At 63.7% G+C, this 17,380-nt stretch carries 17 protein-coding genes; 7 read left to right on the top strand and 10 right to left on the bottom strand.

The annotated features are described in order from the left end of the window. Positions 1-31 precede the first annotated feature (31 nt). Positions 32-430 carry a winged helix-turn-helix transcriptional regulator gene (locus tag AC0L3C_RS04315; RefSeq protein WP_473407270.1) on the top strand — a complete coding sequence of 133 codons (399 nt, stop codon included), beginning with the start codon at positions 32-34 and terminating at the stop codon, positions 428-430. A gap of 284 nt (positions 431-714) precedes the next feature. Here the strand turns inward: AC0L3C_RS04315 and dksA are convergent, their stop codons facing one another. Together dksA and AC0L3C_RS04305 are read right to left on the bottom strand one after the other, a co-directional pair. Beyond that, positions 715-1,080, bottom strand: coding sequence for an RNA polymerase-binding protein DksA (gene dksA / locus AC0L3C_RS04310; protein ID WP_008554760.1), 366 nt, complete (start codon positions 1,078-1,080; stop codon positions 715-717). 215 nt (positions 1,081-1,295) lie between these two features. Further along, the gene (locus AC0L3C_RS04305; RefSeq protein ID WP_473259287.1) at positions 1,296-1,907 is read right to left on the bottom strand and encodes an NAD(P)-dependent oxidoreductase; all 612 of its coding nucleotides are present in this window, start codon (positions 1,905-1,907) and stop codon (positions 1,296-1,298) included. A gap of 149 nt (positions 1,908-2,056) precedes the next feature. On the opposite strand from AC0L3C_RS04305, the gene AC0L3C_RS04300 reads away from it, so the two are divergent. After that, a complete protein-coding gene (locus AC0L3C_RS04300) occupies positions 2,057-2,428 on the top strand; it encodes a winged helix-turn-helix transcriptional regulator (protein ID WP_007602122.1) in 372 nt (123 codons plus the stop codon). Positions 2,429-2,432: 4 nt separating this feature from the next. On the opposite strand, the gene AC0L3C_RS04295 is transcribed toward AC0L3C_RS04300, so the two are convergent. Beyond that, the gene (locus tag AC0L3C_RS04295; RefSeq protein WP_007602121.1) at positions 2,433-2,846 is read right to left on the bottom strand and encodes a flagellar assembly protein FliX; all 414 of its coding nucleotides are present in this window, start codon (positions 2,844-2,846) and stop codon (positions 2,433-2,435) included. 270 nt (positions 2,847-3,116) lie between these two features. Between AC0L3C_RS04295 and AC0L3C_RS04290 the strand changes: the two genes are divergently transcribed. The 4 genes from AC0L3C_RS04290 (at position 3,117) to AC0L3C_RS04275 (ending at position 5,634) form a co-directional block, all read left to right on the top strand. Continuing rightward, entirely contained in the window at positions 3,117-4,241 is a 1,125-nt protein-coding gene (locus tag AC0L3C_RS04290; RefSeq protein ID WP_473407269.1) for a flagellar basal body P-ring protein FlgI, read from the top strand. After that, on the top strand, positions 4,241-4,606 hold the full coding sequence (gene flgJ / locus AC0L3C_RS04285; RefSeq protein WP_063995718.1) for a flagellar assembly peptidoglycan hydrolase FlgJ: 366 nt from the start codon (positions 4,241-4,243) through the stop codon (positions 4,604-4,606). The genes AC0L3C_RS04290 and flgJ overlap by 1 nt, the downstream gene beginning before the upstream one ends. A gap of 11 nt (positions 4,607-4,617) precedes the next feature. Next, the gene (locus AC0L3C_RS04280) at positions 4,618-5,115 is read left to right on the top strand and encodes a hypothetical protein (RefSeq protein ID WP_354058115.1); all 498 of its coding nucleotides are present in this window, start codon (positions 4,618-4,620) and stop codon (positions 5,113-5,115) included. 159 nt (positions 5,116-5,274) lie between these two features. Next, positions 5,275-5,634 (top strand): hypothetical protein, encoded by a 360-nt coding sequence (locus tag AC0L3C_RS04275; protein ID WP_473407268.1) that lies wholly within the window; start codon positions 5,275-5,277, stop codon positions 5,632-5,634. A gap of 3 nt (positions 5,635-5,637) precedes the next feature. Here the strand turns inward: AC0L3C_RS04275 and AC0L3C_RS04270 are convergent, their stop codons facing one another. The 5 genes from AC0L3C_RS04270 to AC0L3C_RS04250 all read right to left on the bottom strand — a co-directional run bounded on the left by AC0L3C_RS04270 (position 5,638) and on the right by AC0L3C_RS04250 (position 13,828). After that, positions 5,638-5,781 carry a hypothetical protein gene (locus AC0L3C_RS04270; RefSeq protein ID WP_473282048.1) on the bottom strand — a complete coding sequence of 48 codons (144 nt, stop codon included), beginning with the start codon at positions 5,779-5,781 and terminating at the stop codon, positions 5,638-5,640. Then, positions 5,778-6,146 carry a flagellar biosynthesis regulator FlaF gene (gene flaF, locus AC0L3C_RS04265; protein WP_473259299.1) on the bottom strand — a complete coding sequence of 123 codons (369 nt, stop codon included), beginning with the start codon at positions 6,144-6,146 and terminating at the stop codon, positions 5,778-5,780. Before flaF ends, AC0L3C_RS04270 begins: the two co-directional genes overlap by 4 nt. Before the next feature lie 291 nt (positions 6,147-6,437). Then, positions 6,438-8,678: a DUF1522 domain-containing protein gene (locus AC0L3C_RS04260; RefSeq protein ID WP_473407267.1), complete on the bottom strand. Its 2,241-nt coding sequence runs from the start codon at positions 8,676-8,678 to the stop codon at positions 6,438-6,440. 243 nt (positions 8,679-8,921) lie between these two features. Further along, a complete protein-coding gene (locus AC0L3C_RS04255; RefSeq protein WP_473259304.1) occupies positions 8,922-11,234 on the bottom strand; it encodes a DUF1522 domain-containing protein in 2,313 nt (770 codons plus the stop codon). A gap of 320 nt (positions 11,235-11,554) precedes the next feature. Further along, entirely contained in the window at positions 11,555-13,828 is a 2,274-nt protein-coding gene (locus AC0L3C_RS04250) for a DUF1522 domain-containing protein (protein ID WP_473407266.1), read from the bottom strand. 324 nt (positions 13,829-14,152) lie between these two features. Here AC0L3C_RS04250 and flbT point away from each other — a divergent pair, with 324 nt between their 5' ends. Further along, positions 14,153-14,578, top strand: a complete 426-nt coding sequence (gene flbT, locus AC0L3C_RS04245) for a flagellar biosynthesis repressor FlbT (RefSeq protein ID WP_473407265.1) — start codon at positions 14,153-14,155, stop codon at positions 14,576-14,578. A gap of 73 nt (positions 14,579-14,651) precedes the next feature. Here flbT and AC0L3C_RS04240 read toward each other — a convergent pair whose 3' ends face one another. Together AC0L3C_RS04240 and AC0L3C_RS04235 are read right to left on the bottom strand one after the other, a co-directional pair. Continuing rightward, positions 14,652-16,148 (bottom strand): pyridoxal phosphate-dependent decarboxylase family protein, encoded by a 1,497-nt coding sequence (locus AC0L3C_RS04240; protein WP_473407264.1) that lies wholly within the window; start codon positions 16,146-16,148, stop codon positions 14,652-14,654. Then, positions 16,145-17,380 (bottom strand): ATP-grasp domain-containing protein, encoded by a 1,236-nt coding sequence (locus AC0L3C_RS04235; protein ID WP_473259314.1) that lies wholly within the window; start codon positions 17,378-17,380, stop codon positions 16,145-16,147. Before AC0L3C_RS04235 ends, AC0L3C_RS04240 begins: the two co-directional genes overlap by 4 nt.

Genomic DNA, 17,380 nt, shown 5'->3' with positions numbered 1-17,380 from the left:
TCTGGTCACTATCTGCTGCCGAACAAGTAGAATGGATTTCGAGACCGGTATGGAAAACCTGACCAGCATTTGCGAGGGCGACTGCGATTGCAGCCCCGACCCCACCCTGCTCGCCGACTTCAAGCGGACCATCCATGCCCTCGGCGGAAAATGGAAGCTGGAGATCCTGTTCGCGCTGATGAACGGCGCGGTTCGTTTCGGCGCTTTGCGACGATCGATCGGCGGTATCACCCAGCACATGCTGACCGTGCAGCTGCGCGAGCTCGAGCAGGACGGGCTGGTGTCGCGCACCGCCTTCTCGGAGAAGCCGCTGCGGGTCGAGTACGGGCTGACGGATGCGGCTTACGGCCTGCTGCCGGCGTTTAAGGAAATATTGAGCTGGTCCAGGCTTTATGGGGATGCGCGCCTTGCAGCGTCGCATCAGGCCTGATTGCAGCGAGGCGTGAAGCTGCTGGATCAGTGCCTCAGCATTCGAGTCGATGTCCTTGATGCGACTCGCAAAACCTCCCGCACCTGAAGTGAAGGCTGTTTCTCATCCGAACTCACGTGAGCTCGGAGGAGTTGAGCCTAGCCCATTGATCGCGATTCACTTTTCGAGATTGCGCTCGCGCGCCGAACGCCCGGTTGCAAGCGACAGGCAAAACGCCAATCACGGCGCGAAAAGGCGCGCCTTGCGTTCAAAAAACAAAGAGCCGCATCGCTGCGGCTCGGACTCTATTCGTCGCGATAGACCTTCTCGCGTTTCTCATGGCGCTCCTGCGCCTCCACCGAGAGCGTCGCGATGGGACGGGCCTCGAGCCGCTTCAACGAGATCGGCTCGCCGGTGTCCTCGCAATAGCCGTAGGTGTTGTCCTCGATACGCTGGAGCGCGGCGTCGATCTTGGCGATCAACTTGCGCTGGCGGTCGCGGGCACGGAGTTCGATGGCGCGGTCGGTTTCGGACGATGCCCGATCGGCGAGATCGGGGTGGTTCACGTTCTCCTCCTGCAGGGCTTGCAGGGTGAGCTTGGACTCTTTGAGGATCTCATCCTTCCAGGCGAGGAGCTTCAAGCGGAAGTACTCCTTCTGCCTGTCGTTCATGAAAGGCTCTTTTTCGGTCGGTCGGTAGTTTTTCAACTTTTCCAAGGGCGGCCTATCTGTCTAAGCAACGACTCGTACGCGGAACGGGGTCCGCTGAGCGGGGCGTTATATAGCGGCCTCCTGTGACAGACAATGTTTCCCTGATCGCCCGACCGGCGCCCCCAAGCCCTTGCACAGGAAGGTTTATCCTGGAGGGCCCGGGGGCGGCCGAAGGCCTAGTAGCCGACCGTGAAACGCCGCCTCTCATGGGCCGGCCGCTCGATCTCGTCGGCGAGCGCGATGGCGTAATCCGCGAAGCTGATCCAGCTCTTCCCGTTCGCATCTGCGAGAAGCTGATCGGTGCCAAGCCGGAACTTGCCGGTGCGCTCCCCCTCGATGAACAGGGCGGACGGCGAAATGAAGGTCCAGTTCAGCTCCTTCTCCTGCCGCAGCAGCTCGAGAAAGGCCGAGCCCGCCTCCGCCTCGGCCTTGTACTGAGCCGGAAAACCGGGAGTTGTCACCAGTTTGACGCCCGGAGCCACCTCCAGGCTGCCGGCTCCACCGACGACGAGGTAGCGACCGACCTTCGAGTCCTTGGCCGCGCCGATCAGCTTGAGCGCGTCGCTGGCCAGGAAGTGCACGGAACTCACGGCGACGTCGTGCCCGGCCCACAGCTTGGCAAGGCCTGGCTGGTCGAGCACGTCCCCCTTGGTGGGGGTGACATTCGGCAGGGCCGCGATCTTCTCGGGGTTGCGGGCGATGGCCGTGACCGCGTGGCCGCGGCGGGACAGTTCCTTGGTGATCTCCGACCCGGCCCGACCCGAGGCGCCGGCAACTGCGATTTTCATGGAAGGCTCCTTTGCTTCTGTGGTAACTATGGGTAACTAGATATCGCAAAGAGTGCTGGTGTTAAGAGAGCACTTTGTGCTTACCTAATTACGCAGGAGTAACCGGCGGCGGCCGGCAGATGAGCGGTATGGATCGTGAGGACCCGACGATGAAGCCAGACGTCTATGCAGCGAACTGCCCCACGCGGCAGATCCTCGACCGAGTCGGTGACAAATGGGCGGTGCTGATCCTGCTGCTGCTGCGCGAGGAGCCGATGCGCTTCAATCAGTTGCGCCGGACGATCGAAGGCATTTCGCAGAAGATGCTGAGCCAGGTTCTCAAGTCACTCGAGCGCGACGGATTGCTCAAGCGTCACGCGATCGCAACCGTGCCTGTGACCGTGGAATACTCGATCACGCAACTCGGCGTAACGCTCGCCGCCGCCGTCGATCCCCTGCGCGATTGGGCCGAGCAGAATCTGAAAGACGTGCTCGCCGCCCAGCGCCGCTACGATTCGCAGTTGAAGGATGAAGCGGCGTAAGACGCTAGGCCTGCCCGGCCTTGGCGAGCTCGACCTCGACGCGCAGCTCGATCTCGGACAGCACCGAATCCAGGCCTGGATCGCCGGAGGACGATTTCAGGTTCGCCGCAGCGTCACGCAGCCGCATCACGGTCGAGGCGTCGAGCTTGCCGGAGAGAAGCCCCATCTTGAGATCGTCGAGTACGTCGAGCGCGGTCTTTCCGCGCACGACCGAGCGCTTGCGACGTTCGACCGGATCCTCCTCGATGCCTTGCAGCGCGAGCAGCCCGTCGATGTTGGCGGCGGCCTTCGGTGCGGCGGCGCCTCGCGTCTCCGGCGCCGACGAGGTGTCGGGCAACACGAAGGTGCCGGAGCTCGTCCGCCTGGCCTGGCTGGCCGGCGTTCCAAGCGTGGTGCCGTTCGGTCCGTAGATGCGCATCGGAAGCAATCCGGGTGATCGATGCGCCACATTCGCCGTTTTATGGTTAACGGCCCGTAAACAGCCCGGCAAAATCTGCCGACAGGCGGCAGTTTCGCTCCTCAGGGACAACACAGGCTGAGGTCGCTCGAAACAGATTTACTCAACCTATTCAGCTACCTACCCCCACTGCCCCGAGTTGGCACAGCGCTCGCAAGGACAGCGTCGGACCAGCTCGTCATGGGAGTGTCGTGATGGTCCTTTGATTTGAGGAGCCTCGGGGAGCAGAGGATGCCAAGCGTTCGTTGGGTGAGACTTGTGGGGGTGGCCTGCGCCGCGCTGTCAGCGCTGGTGCTCTCGGTCAATTCTGCAAGCGCGACATCGCGCATCAAGGATCTCGCCAACATCGAAGGCGTGCGGCAGAACCAGCTCATCGGCTACGGCCTCGTCGTCGGCCTCAACGGCACCGGCGACACCCTCAACAACATCCCCTTCACCAAGCAGTCGCTGCAAGCGATGCTCGAGCGCATGGGCGTCAACATCCGCGGCGCCACCATCCGCACCGGCAACGTCGCCGCCGTGATGGTGACAGGCAATCTGCCGGCCTTCGCCACCCAGGGCACGCGCATGGACGTCACCGTCTCCGCGCTCGGCGACGCCAAGGATCTGCGCGGCGGCACCCTGCTGGTCACGCCCCTGCTCGGCGCCGACGGCAACGTCTATGCGGTCGGACAGGGCTCGCTCGCGATCTCGGGTTTCCAGGCCGAGGGCGAAGCGGCGAAGATCGTCCGCGGCGTTCCGACAGTCGGCCGCATCGTCAACGGCGCCATCATCGAGCGCGAGATCGAGTTCGCCCTCAATCGCCTGCCGAACGTCCGCCTTGCGCTGCGCAATGCCGACTTCACCACGGCCAAGCGGATCGCCGCCGCGATCAACGACTATCTCGGCGTCAAGACCGCCGAGCCGATCGACCCGTCGACCGTGCAGCTTGCGATCCCGCCGGAGTTCAAGGGTAACGTCGTCGCCTTTCTCACCGAGATCGAGCAGCTCCAGGTCGATCCGGATCTCGCCGCCAAGATCATCATCGACGAACGCAGCGGCATCATCGTGATGGGTCGCGACGTCCGCGTCGCCACCGTCGCGGTGGCGCAAGGCAACCTCACCGTCACGATCTCCGAGAGCCCGCAGGTCAGCCAGCCCAACCCGCTGTCGCGGGGACGCACCGTGGTCACGCCGCGCACCGGCGTCAGCGTCACCGAGGACGGCAAGAAGTTCGCCGTGGTCAAGGACGGCGTCTCGCTTCAGCAGCTCGTCGACGGCCTCAACGGTCTCGGCATCGGCCCGCGCGATCTCATCAGCATCCTGCAGGCGATCAAGGCCGCCGGTGCGATCGAAGCCGACATCGAGGTGATGTGATGCAGACCGGCATGGTCAACACCGCCCGCGTCGCCAGCTCCGCCTTCTCGGTGGAGAGCCGCAACGGCCGGCCGGACTTCGATCTCGCGGCGGCACTGCAAAAGGTCTCGCCGAAGCAGCAGGCCAAGGCGCAGAAGATCGCCACCGACTTCGAGGCGATGTTCCTCAACAGCATGTTCTCGCAGATGACCTCGGGCCTGAAGGGCGAAGGCCCGTTCGGCGACACGCCTGGCACCGGCGTGTGGCGCTCGATGCTGACCGAGCAATATTCCAAGAACTTCGCCAACGCCGGCGGCGTCGGCATCGCCACCGACGTCTATCGCACCCTGATCATGCAGCAGGCAAAAACGATCCGCACGGCATAAGGTCAAACGAGATGAACCACTTCAACGCCTCGCGTCAGCCGGTGCAAGCGCAGCGCCCGAACACCGCACCCGGCAGCGCCGAGGCGCGCAAGATCGCCGAGCAGTTGATGGACGCGATGAGTGCCCTGCTCGGCCTGATCGAGCGCGAGACCGAGCTCGTACGCGCCGGCCAGGTCCGCGAGGCGATGACCCTCGAGAGCAAGAAGCAGGAGCTGTCGCGAAACTATGTCGGCGCCGTCACCCAGTTGAAGGCGAACCAGGCCCAGCTCGCCAAATCCGCGCCCGAGCTGCTCTCGACGTTGCATCGGCACCACGATGCATTCCGCGCGATGCTGCAGGTCAACCTCACCGTCCTCGCAACCGCTCACGCCGTCTCAGAGAGCGTCGTGCGCGGCGTCAACGCCGAGATCCAGAAGCGCAACGTGCCGAACACCTACACGGCCGCGGGACGACGCGCCGCGCCGGGCCCGCGCCACATCACGCCGCTCGCGGTCAGCCGCTCGCTCTGAGCGCGCGCAACAACAAGCGACAATTTTACGAAAAACCGCGCGGCAACATCGTCGCGTGGTTAGGCACGTTTCCTTACCGGATGTTCAATCCCGGTGTTCCATGGTTGCGTATTGAGAGGGGTTGGGATTTGACTCACGTGAGGCAACCAGGAGGCTGCCATGAGTACAGATTTCAGCATCAGGCCGGTGGGGATACCGGCCGCCGTGCAGATCGTAACGACGTCGAATGCGGCGGCGAACGAGGCCGTGCAAACCGATCTGCCCATGAGCCAGACAGTGGCCGCCGGCGATGCCAGCGCGCCTGCACGCAATGATTTGCGAAGCAGCGAGAACGTCTCACGCCAGGTCGTGTTCGACCAGGCGGCGGCATCGTTCGTTTTCCAGGTCGTCAACGACAGGACCGACGCGGTGGTCAACCAGTTCCCCGACGAAGCAATGCTGCGCCGGCGGGCCTATTTCCATGCGCAGGATTTGAAGTCCGAGCCCTCACGTCCGGCAACCACCGACCGCAGCGCCTGACTATCAGGCGTCGAGCTTCGCAACGGCAACATCGAGATCGCCCGAACCGGTCGCGAGATCGGTGACGACGTTCTTGATCTGCACCTTGCCGCTATCCGTCAACTTGAATTTGGTATTGCCGAGGCGAAACGAGCCGTGCTCGATCACGGACGGCCGGACAGACCAGCGGCGATATTGCGGTTGATCTCGATCAGCGGACGGAAGTGATCGAGCTGCGGGCTCATCTGCAGCGCGGCGGTCTGACTCAGCACGAACACGCTGATATTGGCGATCTTCTGCCGGACGTCGATCGGCTGCGGATTGTTCTCGCGCATGGCCTCGCTCAGGAAAATCGTCCAGAGCTTGCGATTGAACATCAGGGCCTGCGTGGTCTGCTCGCTGAACGGCTCCGCGCTGTTGATCGCATCCTGAAGCTTGTTCGCGGCCTTGAGCAGGGTCTGCGCTTCGATGTCGCGAGGAGATGCGGTGGTCGTTGCAACACGCGCGTAGGCCGAGGCAGCGGAATTCGACATCAATCACACCCTGGAGGTTACCTAGCCCGTTGAACGCGCTTAAGGATTTCTTTCCCAACCCTAGGCAGCACCGCTTAAGATTTGCTTACATGTGTGCTTGGAAGCACTCCGGATTATTACGGGTCTCGGAGTTCTTCGTCATCGTGAAGCTAGACGCGCATGTGCACGCTGTAAACACGTCACGCGTGGTGCGCGTCCATCTCAGCTAATCCTGCCTTAGCGATCTCCGTAAAATAAACGGCGGAGCGTGAGCCCCGCCGCGAAATCGATGAGCAAGCTTGCGCCGCGAAATTAGCGGAGCAGCTGCAGCACGCTCTGTTGCGACTGGTTGGCCAGCGACAGCGCGGAGACCGCGATCGACTGGCGGGTGGACAGCGCCTGGCTATTCGCCGCTTCCTCGTTAGTGTCGGCCAGCGTCAGGTTGGACGAGCCGGTCTGCAGAACGTTGATCAGGTTCTTGGAGAAGTCCTGACGCACCTGCACGATCGAGAGGTTGGAGCCGAGCGCAGAACCTTCCGAGCGCAGCGTGCTCGAGGCAGCGTTGAGGCTGGCGAGGACCCTGTTGGTGGCGCCGTTGTCGATGAAGTCGATACCGTTGACGAGGTTGCTGAGACCGAGGCCCGCCGCGTTGAAGACCACGCCGTTGATGCCGAGTGTGGAGCTGCCAGTCTCGTTGAAGATCAGCTTCAGCGTATCGCCGTTGAGCAGGTTCACGCCGTTGAAGGACGCATCCTGCGAGGTCGTATCGATCTGCGCCAAAATGTTGTTGAACTGGTTGACCAGGTTTGAGCGCGCGGTCTGCGCGACCGGATCCTGGATCGGCGGCTGGGCGGTCGTGAAAGCGATCACACCCGTGATCGTGCCGGCGACCGCGCCCCCGGCGGTCACTGAGCCTAGCGTCGAGGAGGCATACTCGTTGACGGTGGTGATCGTGAGCACGCCGTTGGCGTCGATCGTCGCGGTCAGATGGTTCGCCTGCAGCTGAGAATTCAGTTGATCGAGCGTCTTGACGGTGCCGTTGGTACCGTCACCAAAGGTCACGTTGACCGGCGTGCCGCCGTTGAACGAGGTAAAGGTCAAGGTCTTGCCCGAGATGCTGCCCGCTCCGGGCGCGCGACCGGCCGTGAAGGCCGTGCCGGTGCCGGTCGGACCGGTCAGCCCGAACGAGGACAGCGCATTGCCGGTTCCCGTGATCGACAGATCGGCCGTGGTGCCGGTGCTGAGCTTGAGCGCGCCGTTGACGACGGTGGACAGCGACGAACCGCTGGCCGCAGCCACGGCGGCGCCGCTGACGATGCCGGCACCCGACGCCAGGTCGATCGCGTTCAGCGAATCCTGAACGCTGGCGCCCTGGAGATAGACGACGGAGTTGCCGTTATTGTCCGTCACGATGTTGCCGATCTTGGTCGACCCCGTCGGAGCGGCAGCAGGGACGGCCGCGTTCTTGAACGAGACCGTCTTGCCGTCGACGTTCAGCGTGGAGCCGTCATGGATGAGCGTGCCCAGCGTCGTGGGGCTCGTCAGACGTGCCTTGGTCACATTGACGTTGCCGGAACCGGTCGCGGTCGTCAGGCCAAGCGCCTTGAGGAAGTCGGCCTTGCCGGTGATGCTGAGGTCCGCGCCCGTGCCGGTGGTGAGGGTGAGCTGGCCGGCGGCGACGGACGCCACGGCGCCCGACGAGAGCGATAACGTCGCAGTGCCACCCGTGATGGCCGCCTTTTGCACGCCGGTCGCAAGATCGATCGCGTCCATCACGTCCTGGACGTTTGCAGCCGGGACTGCGTTTGTCCCGAGGTAAACGGTCGAATTGCCATTGCCGTCGGTAACGACGTTGTTGTTCTTGCCGGAACCGGCGGGAACGCTGGCCACCGCGGGCGCAGCGCCGGCCCGGAACGTGATGGTCTTGCCGTCGACGATCAAGACGTCGCCGTCCGACGGCGCACCGTTCGCCGCAATGGTGGTGCCGCTCGGCGCGCCCAGCAGCGTCAGGCCCACGGCCAGGCTTGCTACCGTGCCAGCACCGTCGGGAGCGGCATTGCCGGTCAGGGCTTGCGAAATGCCGCCGAGCGTGGTCGTGCCAGTGATCGGAGTCGTACCGCCGGCAGTACCGTTGGTGACGACATTGCCGGTTGCGGTTGCGTAGGTGTAGCTCGTGGTGCCGCGAAGATCGGCTGGCGTAGCCCCCGGGATCGTGGTCGTGATGTTGGACTTGGTCGAATAGCCGACCGTGGTCTGCAGCGCCTGGTTGGCGATCGACTTGGCGCTGTCGATCAGCTTTTGCAGCGAGGTGATGCCGGTGTTGGCGGCCTGCAGCACCTGCACGCCGTTGTTGATGCCGTCGAGCAGGTTGCTGATGTCGCTCGCGCGGTTGTCCAGCCCTTGCGCGGTGAAAAAGTTGGTAGGGTTGTCGAGCGCCGTGTTGACCTTCTTGCCGGTCGAGAGGCGCTGCTGCGTCGTGGCCAGCAGGTCGGCCGTCGACTGCAGTGACAACAGGTTCTGGCGAACGGACGCCGAGAGAACGATGTTGGACATTGGCTGGTCTTCCTCTTGAACCGGGTACGAATCGGGGCTCGCAGATCTGGAAAGCGGGCTTTTGTCCACTTTTAGGGGCTGTCCTTTAAAGTATGGTTAACGACGGTTTAAGGGATACGGTTAATGCCGAGTTAGCGCCCCCTTCCTGGCACCGGCTGCACGTCTGCACGGTCACCGCACACGCAAAAAAGCGGCGGAGCCGAGGCCCCGCCGCTGTATTTGTCTTGTGATTTCAGTGGCTTATTAACGGAGCAGCTGGAGCACGCTCTGCTGTGAGGTGTTGGCCAGCGACAGCGCGGAGACCGCGATCGACTGGCGGGTCGACAACGCCTGGCTGTTGGCCGCTTCCTCGTTGGTGTCGGCCAGCGTCAGGTTGGACGAGCCGGTCTGGAGCACGTTGATCAGGTTCTTGTTGAAGTCCTGACGCACCTGCACCACCGACAGGTTCGAACCGAGGGTCGAGGCTTGCGAGCGCAGCGTGCTTGAGGCCGCGTTGAGACTGGTGAGCACCCGGTTGGTCGCCGCGTTGTCGATGAAGTCGGTGCCCCGTACCAGCGAGGCCAGACCCAGCCCCTTCGAGTTGAAGGTCACACCGGTGATGCTCAGGCTCGACTTCGCAGTCTCGTCGAACACCAGCTTGAGCTGATCGCCGTTCAGCAGGTTCACGCCATTGAAGGACGAGTCGACCGAGGTCGTGTCGATCTGCGACAGGATGTTGTTGTACTGGGCGACCAGGTTGGAACGGCTCGCCTGGGCAACAGCATCGACCGTCGGCGCGGTCGCGTTGGTCCAGGTCAGGGCCGTCGTGATCGTGCCGCCGATCCCGCCGCCAGCGACAGCCGATCCGATCGTCGAGGATGCGTAGTCGTTGATCGCGGAGACCGTGAGCAGGCCATTGGCGTCGATCGTGGCGGCCAGGTTGTTGGCCTGAAGAGCCGTGTTGAGCTGATCGAGCGTCTTGACCGTGCCACCGGTGCCGTCGCCGAAGGTGACATTGACCGCCGTGCCGCCGTTGAATGAGGCGAAGGTCAAGGTCTTGCCCGAGACACCGCCGGCCGACGCCGAGCGGGTCGCCGAGAAAGCGGTGCCGGTGCCGGTCGAGCCGGTGAGGCCGAGCACGGACAAGGCATTGCCTGAGCCGGTGATCGACAGATCCGAGTTCGCGCCCGTCGAGATGTGGAGCGACCCGGCAACCAGCGAGGACGCGGTCTGGCCGCTGGCCGTCGCCAGGGTTGCAGCACCCGAAGCGATGGTTGCTGCCTGCACGCCGGTGGCGAGATCGACCGCGCTCAGGATGTCGGCGACGGTGCCCTTGTTCAGGTAGACGATCGAGTTGCCGTTGCCGTCGGTGACCACGTTGCCGGTGACGCCGGATCCCGTCGGCACGTTTGCAGGAAGCGGCGTGCCGCCGTTCTTGAACGTGATGGTCTTGCCGTTGACGTTCAGGGTCGATCCGTCGGTGATCAGCGAACCAAGGCTGCCCGAGACAGTTGTGCGGGCCGCCGTCAGGGTCGCGTTGCCGGAGCCCGTCGCGGTGGTCAGGCCGAGCGCCTTCAACAGGTCAGCCTTGCCGATGACGCTGAGATCGGCGCCGGTGGAGCTGTCCAGCGTGATCTTGCCGGCGGTGATGGCAGCCGGGGTCTGGCTGGTGTTGTTGGCGTTGATGGTGGCAACGCCGGCCGCGATCGTCGCACCGCGGGTGCCCGCCGCAAGGTCGATCGCCTTCAGGACGTCGCCGACCGTTGCGGTCGAGTTCGCCGCACCGCTGCCGAGGTAGATGACCGAGTTGCCGTTGCCGTCAGTCGCGATGCTGCCGGTACCGCCGCCATCGACGCCGTAGCCGCTCGGCAGGCTGTTGGTCGATCCCGTGACGCCCGGAGCGGCGCCGGCCTTGAAGGTGATGCTGTGGCCGTCGACCGTGAGGGTCGTGCCGTCGGTGAACTGGGTGGCGCCAATCAGGCCCAGGCCGCTCGTTGCACCAGCCAAGCCGTCACCGTAGAGCAGCGTGCTCGCGGTGATGGCCGCCGCACCGCCGCCGTTGTTGTCGTTGACCGCAGCGGTTCCGACATACGCAGCGGCCGTACCACCAAGCGTGGTCGTCCCGGTCGCCGCGGTGACGCCGCCGCCAGCGCCGGAGAACAGCACGTTGGATTGCGCGGTCGCGCTGGTGTAGGTCGTGGTGCCGCGCAGGTCGGAAGCGGTCGCGCCCGCAATCGTGGTCGAGACGTTCGACTTGCTGGAGTAGCCGACGGTGGTCTGCAGCGCCTGGTTAGCGATCGACTTGGCGCTGTCGAGCAGCTTCGACAGCGAGGTGATGCCGGTGTTGGCGGCCTGCAGCACCTGCACGCCGTTGGCAATGCCATCGAGCAGATTGTTGATGTCGCTGGCGCGGTTGTCGAGCGACTGGGCCGTGAAGAAGTTGGTGGGGTTGTCGAGCGCCGAATTCACCTTCTTGCCAGTCGAGAGGCGGGACTGGGTGGTGGCGAGGAGGTCGGCGGTGGACTGGAGCGAGAGCAGGTTCTGGCGAACCGACGCAGAGAGAACAATACCGGACATAACTCTTACCCTTCTGGTTTACGCGTCTTCGTTCGATCGCTTCGGATCGAGTGACGGGCACAGCCTGAGGGGACATGGCTAACAAAGGGTGAAGCTGTTCTCGCACCGTAAGCGCTGGTTCACCATAAGGCTGCGGAAACACGCCGAGATCGGGGGCGATCGATCTGAAACTGCTAGCTTTTTGCGGCGTTTGCTCCCCGTTAACCATAACCAACGGTTACTTTTTGGAGCGGCCAGAGCACTTCTCGGTCGGCCCGCGCAAAAGAAAACGGCGGGGCCGAAGCCCCGCCGCCATGACTTGATTGCGATGTCAGCCGCTATTAGCGGAGCAGCTGGAGCACGCTCTGCTGCGACTGGTTGGCCAGCGACAGCGCGGAGACCGCGATCGACTGGCGGGTCGACAGCGCCTGGCTGTTGGCCGCTTCCTCGTTGGTGTCGGCCAGCGTCAGGTTGGACGAACCGGTCTGCAGCACGTTGATCAGGTTCTTGTTGAAGTCCTGACGCACCTGCACGATGGAGAGGTTCGAACCGAGGGTCGAAGCTTCCGACCGCAGCGTGCTCGAGGCCGAGTTCAGATTGGTGAGCACCTTGTTGGTCGCGGAGTTGTCGATGAAGTCGGTTCCCTGCACCAGGCCGGCGAGACCCAGACCCTTCGAGTTGAAGGTCACGCCGGTGATGTTGAGGTTGGACTTGCCGGTCTCGTCGAACACCAGCTTGAGCTGGTCGCCGTTGAGCAGGTTGACGCCGTTGAACGAAGCATCCAGCGAGGTCGTGTCGATCTGCGTCAGGATGTTGTTGTACTGGGACACCAGGTTGGTACGGGTGGCCTGGGCAACAGCATCCGCAACCGGCGCAGTCGCGTTCGAGAAGGTCAGCGCCGTGGTGAGCGTGCCGCCGATGGTACCGCCAGCGGTGGCAGATCCGATCGTCGACGACGCAAAGTCGTTGGTCGCCGAAACCGTCAGCCTACCATTGGCGTCGATCGTGGCCGACAGGTTGTTGGCCTGAAGAGCCGTATTGAGCTGATCGAGCGTCTTGACGGTGCCGCCAGTGCCGTCGCCGAAGGTGACATTGACCGCCGTACCGCCATTGAAGGAGGAGAAGGTCAAGGTCTTGCCCGAAACGCCGCCCGACGCCGCAGAACGGCTCGCGGTGAAGGCGGTGCCGGTGCCGGTCGAGCCGGTCAGGCCGAGCGAGGACAGCGAATTGCCCGTGCCGGTGATCGACAGATCCGCATTGGCGCCGGTGGAGATGTGCAGAGCGCCGGCGACGATCGAGGAGTTCGTCGCGCCCGTGGCCGTCTGCAGGGTCGCCGTGCCCGTGGTAACGGACTTGACCGACTGCACGCCGGTGGCAAGATCGATCGCGGTCAGCACATCGCTCACCTTGGCCGCCTGCAGATACACCGTCGAGTTGCCGTTACCGTCCGTGATCACGTTGCTGCCGGTGCCGGCAATGCTGGAGCCGGCCGGAACGTTGGCTGCCGCAGGCACCACCGCGTTCTTGAACGTAACGGTCTTGCCGTTGACGGTGAGGGTGGCCCCATCGCTGATCAAGGAGCTGAGCGAAGTTGAGCTGGTGCCGCGATCCGCCGTGACCGAGGCGGTGCCGGAGCCGGTCGCGGTGGTCAGGCCGAGGCTCTTCAAGATATCGGCCGTGGCAGAGATATCCAGATCACCACCCGTCGACGTCGTGAACGTGATCTTGCCGCCGGTGATGGCTGCCGCCGTATTGCCGGTCGGCGTGCTCAGGGTCGCTGCACCTGCTGCGACGACCGCATTCTGGGCGCCGCTGGCGATGTCGATCGCATTCAGAAGGTCGCCAACCGTCGCGGTCGAGCTGGCCGCAGTCGTGCCGGTATAGACGATCGAGTTGCCGTTGCCGTCGGTGGCAATGTTGCCGCTGACGCCATAGCCGGCTGGCGCGCTAGCCGCCACCGGAACCGCGGTCGCCGAGATGGTGATCGTGTGACCGTTGACGCTAAGCGTGGTGCCATCGGTGAACTTGGTGTTGGCACCAGTGGTCAAGCCGGCGGTCGCGTCAAACAGCTTGGTGCTGGTCGTGATCGCGGCAGCCGAAGTGTCGTTGACGACGGCAACGGCCGTAAATGTACCGACCGAGCCACCGAGCGTGGTGGTGCCGGTCGCCGCGGTTGCGCCGCCCGCTGCGCCGGAGAACAGCACGTTCGACAGAGCGCTCGCGCTGGAATAGGTCGTGGTGCCACGCAGGTCGCTCGAGGTCGCACCCGCGATCGTGGTCGAGACGTTGGACTTGGTCGAATAGCCGACCGTGGTCTGCAGCGCCTGGTTGGCGATCGACTTGGCGGAGTCGAGCAGCTTCTGGAGCGAGGTGATGCCGGTGTTGGCGGCCTGGAGCACCTGCACGCCGTTGGCAATGCCATCGAGCAGATTGTTGATGTCGCTGGCGCGGTTGTCGAGCGACTGGGCCGTGAAGAAGTTGGTGGGGTTGTCGAGCGCCGAGTTCACCTTCTTGCCAGTCGACAGACGGGACTGGGTGGTGGCGAGCAGATCGGCGGTGGACTGGAGGGAGAGCAGGTTCTGGCGAACCGAAGAGGAGAGAACGATACCGGACATACTGTTACCTTTCTGGTAGCTACGCGTCCTGTCTGATCGAAATTGATCAAACGACCGGCGGACGGTTGCGTCCAAGCCTCTAACAATCCGTGAAATGAAACTCCGGGTTTGTCTGCTTCGCGCCCAAAATGCTCTCCCGCAAACTTTCGAACCGCGTCCTCGTCATTACGCAAGATGCTGAAGTTGTTTCATATTTTGGCGCGGTCGCCGATGTTTACGACCCGTTAACCACATTGCGCAAGGATTGGACCCAAATCGGAGCAGGCAGCCGTCATCGACGGGACACGCGCGCCGCTCGTTACAAAAGATCGATGGAGAACAGGCATGGCCCTTAAAGTCGAGCTCAGGCCGCACGAACGCATCATCGTCGGCAACTGCGTGATAACCAACACCGACCAGCGCGCTCGCCTTCTGATCGACGGCGACAACGTGCCGATCCTGCGCGAGCGGGACATCCTCACGCCGGAGACCGCCGATACGCCGGCCAAGCTCGTCTATCTGGCGGTGCAGCTCATGTACATCTCGCCGGACCCGCAGACCCAGCACGGCACCTATTTCAACCTCGTGCGTGACATTGTCACCGCGGTGCCCAGCTCCTGGCCGATCATCGAGGGCATCAACAACAACATCATGAGCGGCGACCTCTACAGGGCGCTCAAGGAGGCTCGCAAGCTGATCGCTTATGAAGACAAGCTGCGCGACCAGTACGAAGCCAGCCATCTCAAGAGCGACGTCAGTTCGGCCGCCTGAGCACTTTCCCAACATCTAAAACAAAACCGCCCCGGACCAGGTCCGGGGCGGTTTTGTTTTGAAGGAACCGCTATCACTGCGCCGCGAGCGGCGGTGCCTCGACCTCGATCACGCCGCCGCTGCGCCGGGTACCGAACTCCAGCACGGCCGCGACCAGCGCATCGATATCCCTCTCCTCGGTGCGGTGATTGACGATGGCAGCGCGGATCGCAAACTTGCCATCAAGCGTCGTGCTTGAGGGCGCCGCGATGCCGGACTCCTGGATGTCGGCGACGATCTCGCGATTGACCTCGTCGGCGGCGCGGTAACGGAAGCAGACGATGTTGAGATTGACCGGTGCCAACAATTCCAGCCGCGGCTCGGCGAGAACGCGCGTCTCCAGATATTTCGCCAGCGCACAGCTTCGCGCGATCACCGCACCGAGCCGATTTGTGCCGAACGTCTTCAGCGTGAACCATGTCTTTAGTGCACGGAAGCCGCGCGACAGATCGGGGCCGAGATCGCAGGGCCAGACCGCGCCCGCTGCAAGCCCCCTCGCCTCGCGACGCAGATAGGCTGCGGGCTGCGCAAAGGCTCGCCGATGCTGCTCGCCGTCGCGCACCAGCAGGAAGCCGGCGTCGTAAGGCACCTGTCCCCATTTGTGGAAGTCGAGCGCAATGGAATCGGCGAGCTCGATTCCGCCGAGCAGCGGCGCGAGCTCGGGTGAGAGGACCGCGAGCGCACCGAAGGCGCCATCGACGTGAAACCAGATTCCTTCTTCGCGGCACAGTTCTGCGATCGCCTTGAGATCGTCGACCGCGCCGATATCGACCGTGCCCGCGGAGGCAACGACGAGGAAGGGCTTGAAGCCGACCTCGCGATCACTCGCGATCTGCGCGCGCAGCGCCGCGACGTCGATGCGATGATCGGCATCCATGCCGATCTTGCGCAGCGCATCGATGCCAAGTCCGGCCATGTCCATCGCCCGTGAAATGCAGCCATGCGCCGCCTGCGAGGTGTAGGCCGTGAGGAGTGCGCCGTCGTTGCCGATGCCGTGCTGCCGCGCCAGCGTGCCGAGCGCAGCAGTTCGCGCCACCAGCACGGCCATCAGATTGGCCATCGACGTGCCCGTGACGAAGATGCCGCTCGCGCTCTCCGGAAAAGCGAACAGCTCACGCATCCATTCAACGATCTGGCGCTCGACCTCGATCGGCATGTGATCGCGTCCGCCGAGATTGGCGTTGAGGCCGGCTGCGAGCATCTCTGCGAGCATGCCGACGGCGGTGCCGCCGCCGTGCACCCAGCCCATGAAACCCGGATGGACGTTCCCGGTCGCATAGGGCGCGACATGTTCGGAGAAGTCGCGATAGACGTCGGCGAGATCGCTCGCCTCGCGCGGCACGTCGGCCTTGAATGCCGCGCGGACGCCGTCAGGAATCGGCTGCCACACCGGACGCGCGCGGACGTTGGCGATGCCGTCGATCGTCTCGTCAAGCATGCGATGGGCGAGCGCGCGAAACTCGCTCCAGTCCTGCGGATCGAGCGAAGTGTGCGTGACGGAGCTTTGCGCGTTGCGGATGATCTCGTTCATGCTGCACTCCCCTCGCCCGCCTTTGCATGCCGCGACAGCATCGCCGTGAACGCGGCAAAGATCTTGCGCATCTGCGGCGGCTTGTAGGGAAACACGGCGGGCGGATCCATGTTGTGCACGACGGCGGTGTTGTCGGCTTCGAACACCAGCAGTTCGCCGTTGTTGTTTTCGGCACAATCGACGATGAAATAGTCGAGGCCGATGCGCTTGCTCATCTCGTCGAGCGCGCTGCGATGACGCGCAGCGAAAGCGCCGTCGAAGTCGAGCATGAATGCGGCTTCTTCGGCTCGCTTCTCCTCGCTGAACGCCATGTAGGCGTTGAGATACCAGATGTCCCAGCGGTCGGCGATCGCCATATGGCAGGCGTAAGGCTTGCCGGCGACCATGGCGAGGCGATACTTGCGATAGAGCCCATCAGGGCTCGCATAGTCGACGAAGCGCGCGACGAAGAAGTTCTGCTCCTCGCGCTCGGCGAGATAGGCTTTGAGCGCCGCGGCATCGTCGACCTTCGCGAGCCCGACGCCGGCATGCGTGCCACGTGGCCGCACGATCATCGGAAAGCGCAGCTCCCCCGTGATGCTCTCGCAGGCGATCTTCCCTTGCGAAAGCTCCAACAATTGCGCGCGCGTCGCGTGTGCGGTCACGGGAATGTCCAGACCGGGGATGCCCGCCAGCAACCGGAACAGTTTGTCGCGATCGAGATTGCCGATCAGCTCTGGACGATTGAGCAGTGGCCGCGGCCAGCGCGGCGCGGCCTGCTCGATGGCGGCGAGTGTCTCACGGCATTCCTCGGAATCGGAGGCGACCACGATGGCGACGTCGTGCTCGGGCAACGTCTCGGGAAGACCGACGCCCTTGATGACGTAGAGCGTCAGCAGCTCGATATCGGAGCCTTCGAGCAGGAATTCGATCGGGGTATTGCCGCCCATGTCGATGTCAGCCGCGAGCGCGAGCACCCGCAGGCGGGGCTTCGGAACCGCGCAAGGAGTACGAAACAATTGATGGAAGGAGAGCACCTCGCTCTGGATCACCAGCCCGGCCTCCTTCTCGCCGAGGAGCTGGGCGATCAGCGACAGATCCAGGCCCTCGCCGGCCTCGGCCGTCCCCTCCGCGATCCGCGCCAGAAGATGTTCGCGTAGCGGATGCAAATCGCCGCCCTCGAAGGCCCGGCGCGTCAACTGCGCAAAGCCGATGCGGTCGGAATAGTTCGGCGTGGAAACGGAATGCTGCAT

The sequence above is a fragment of the Bradyrhizobium sp. WSM4872 genome, from assembly GCF_055811715.1.
This window is presented reverse-complemented; position numbering and strand designations above follow the sequence as displayed.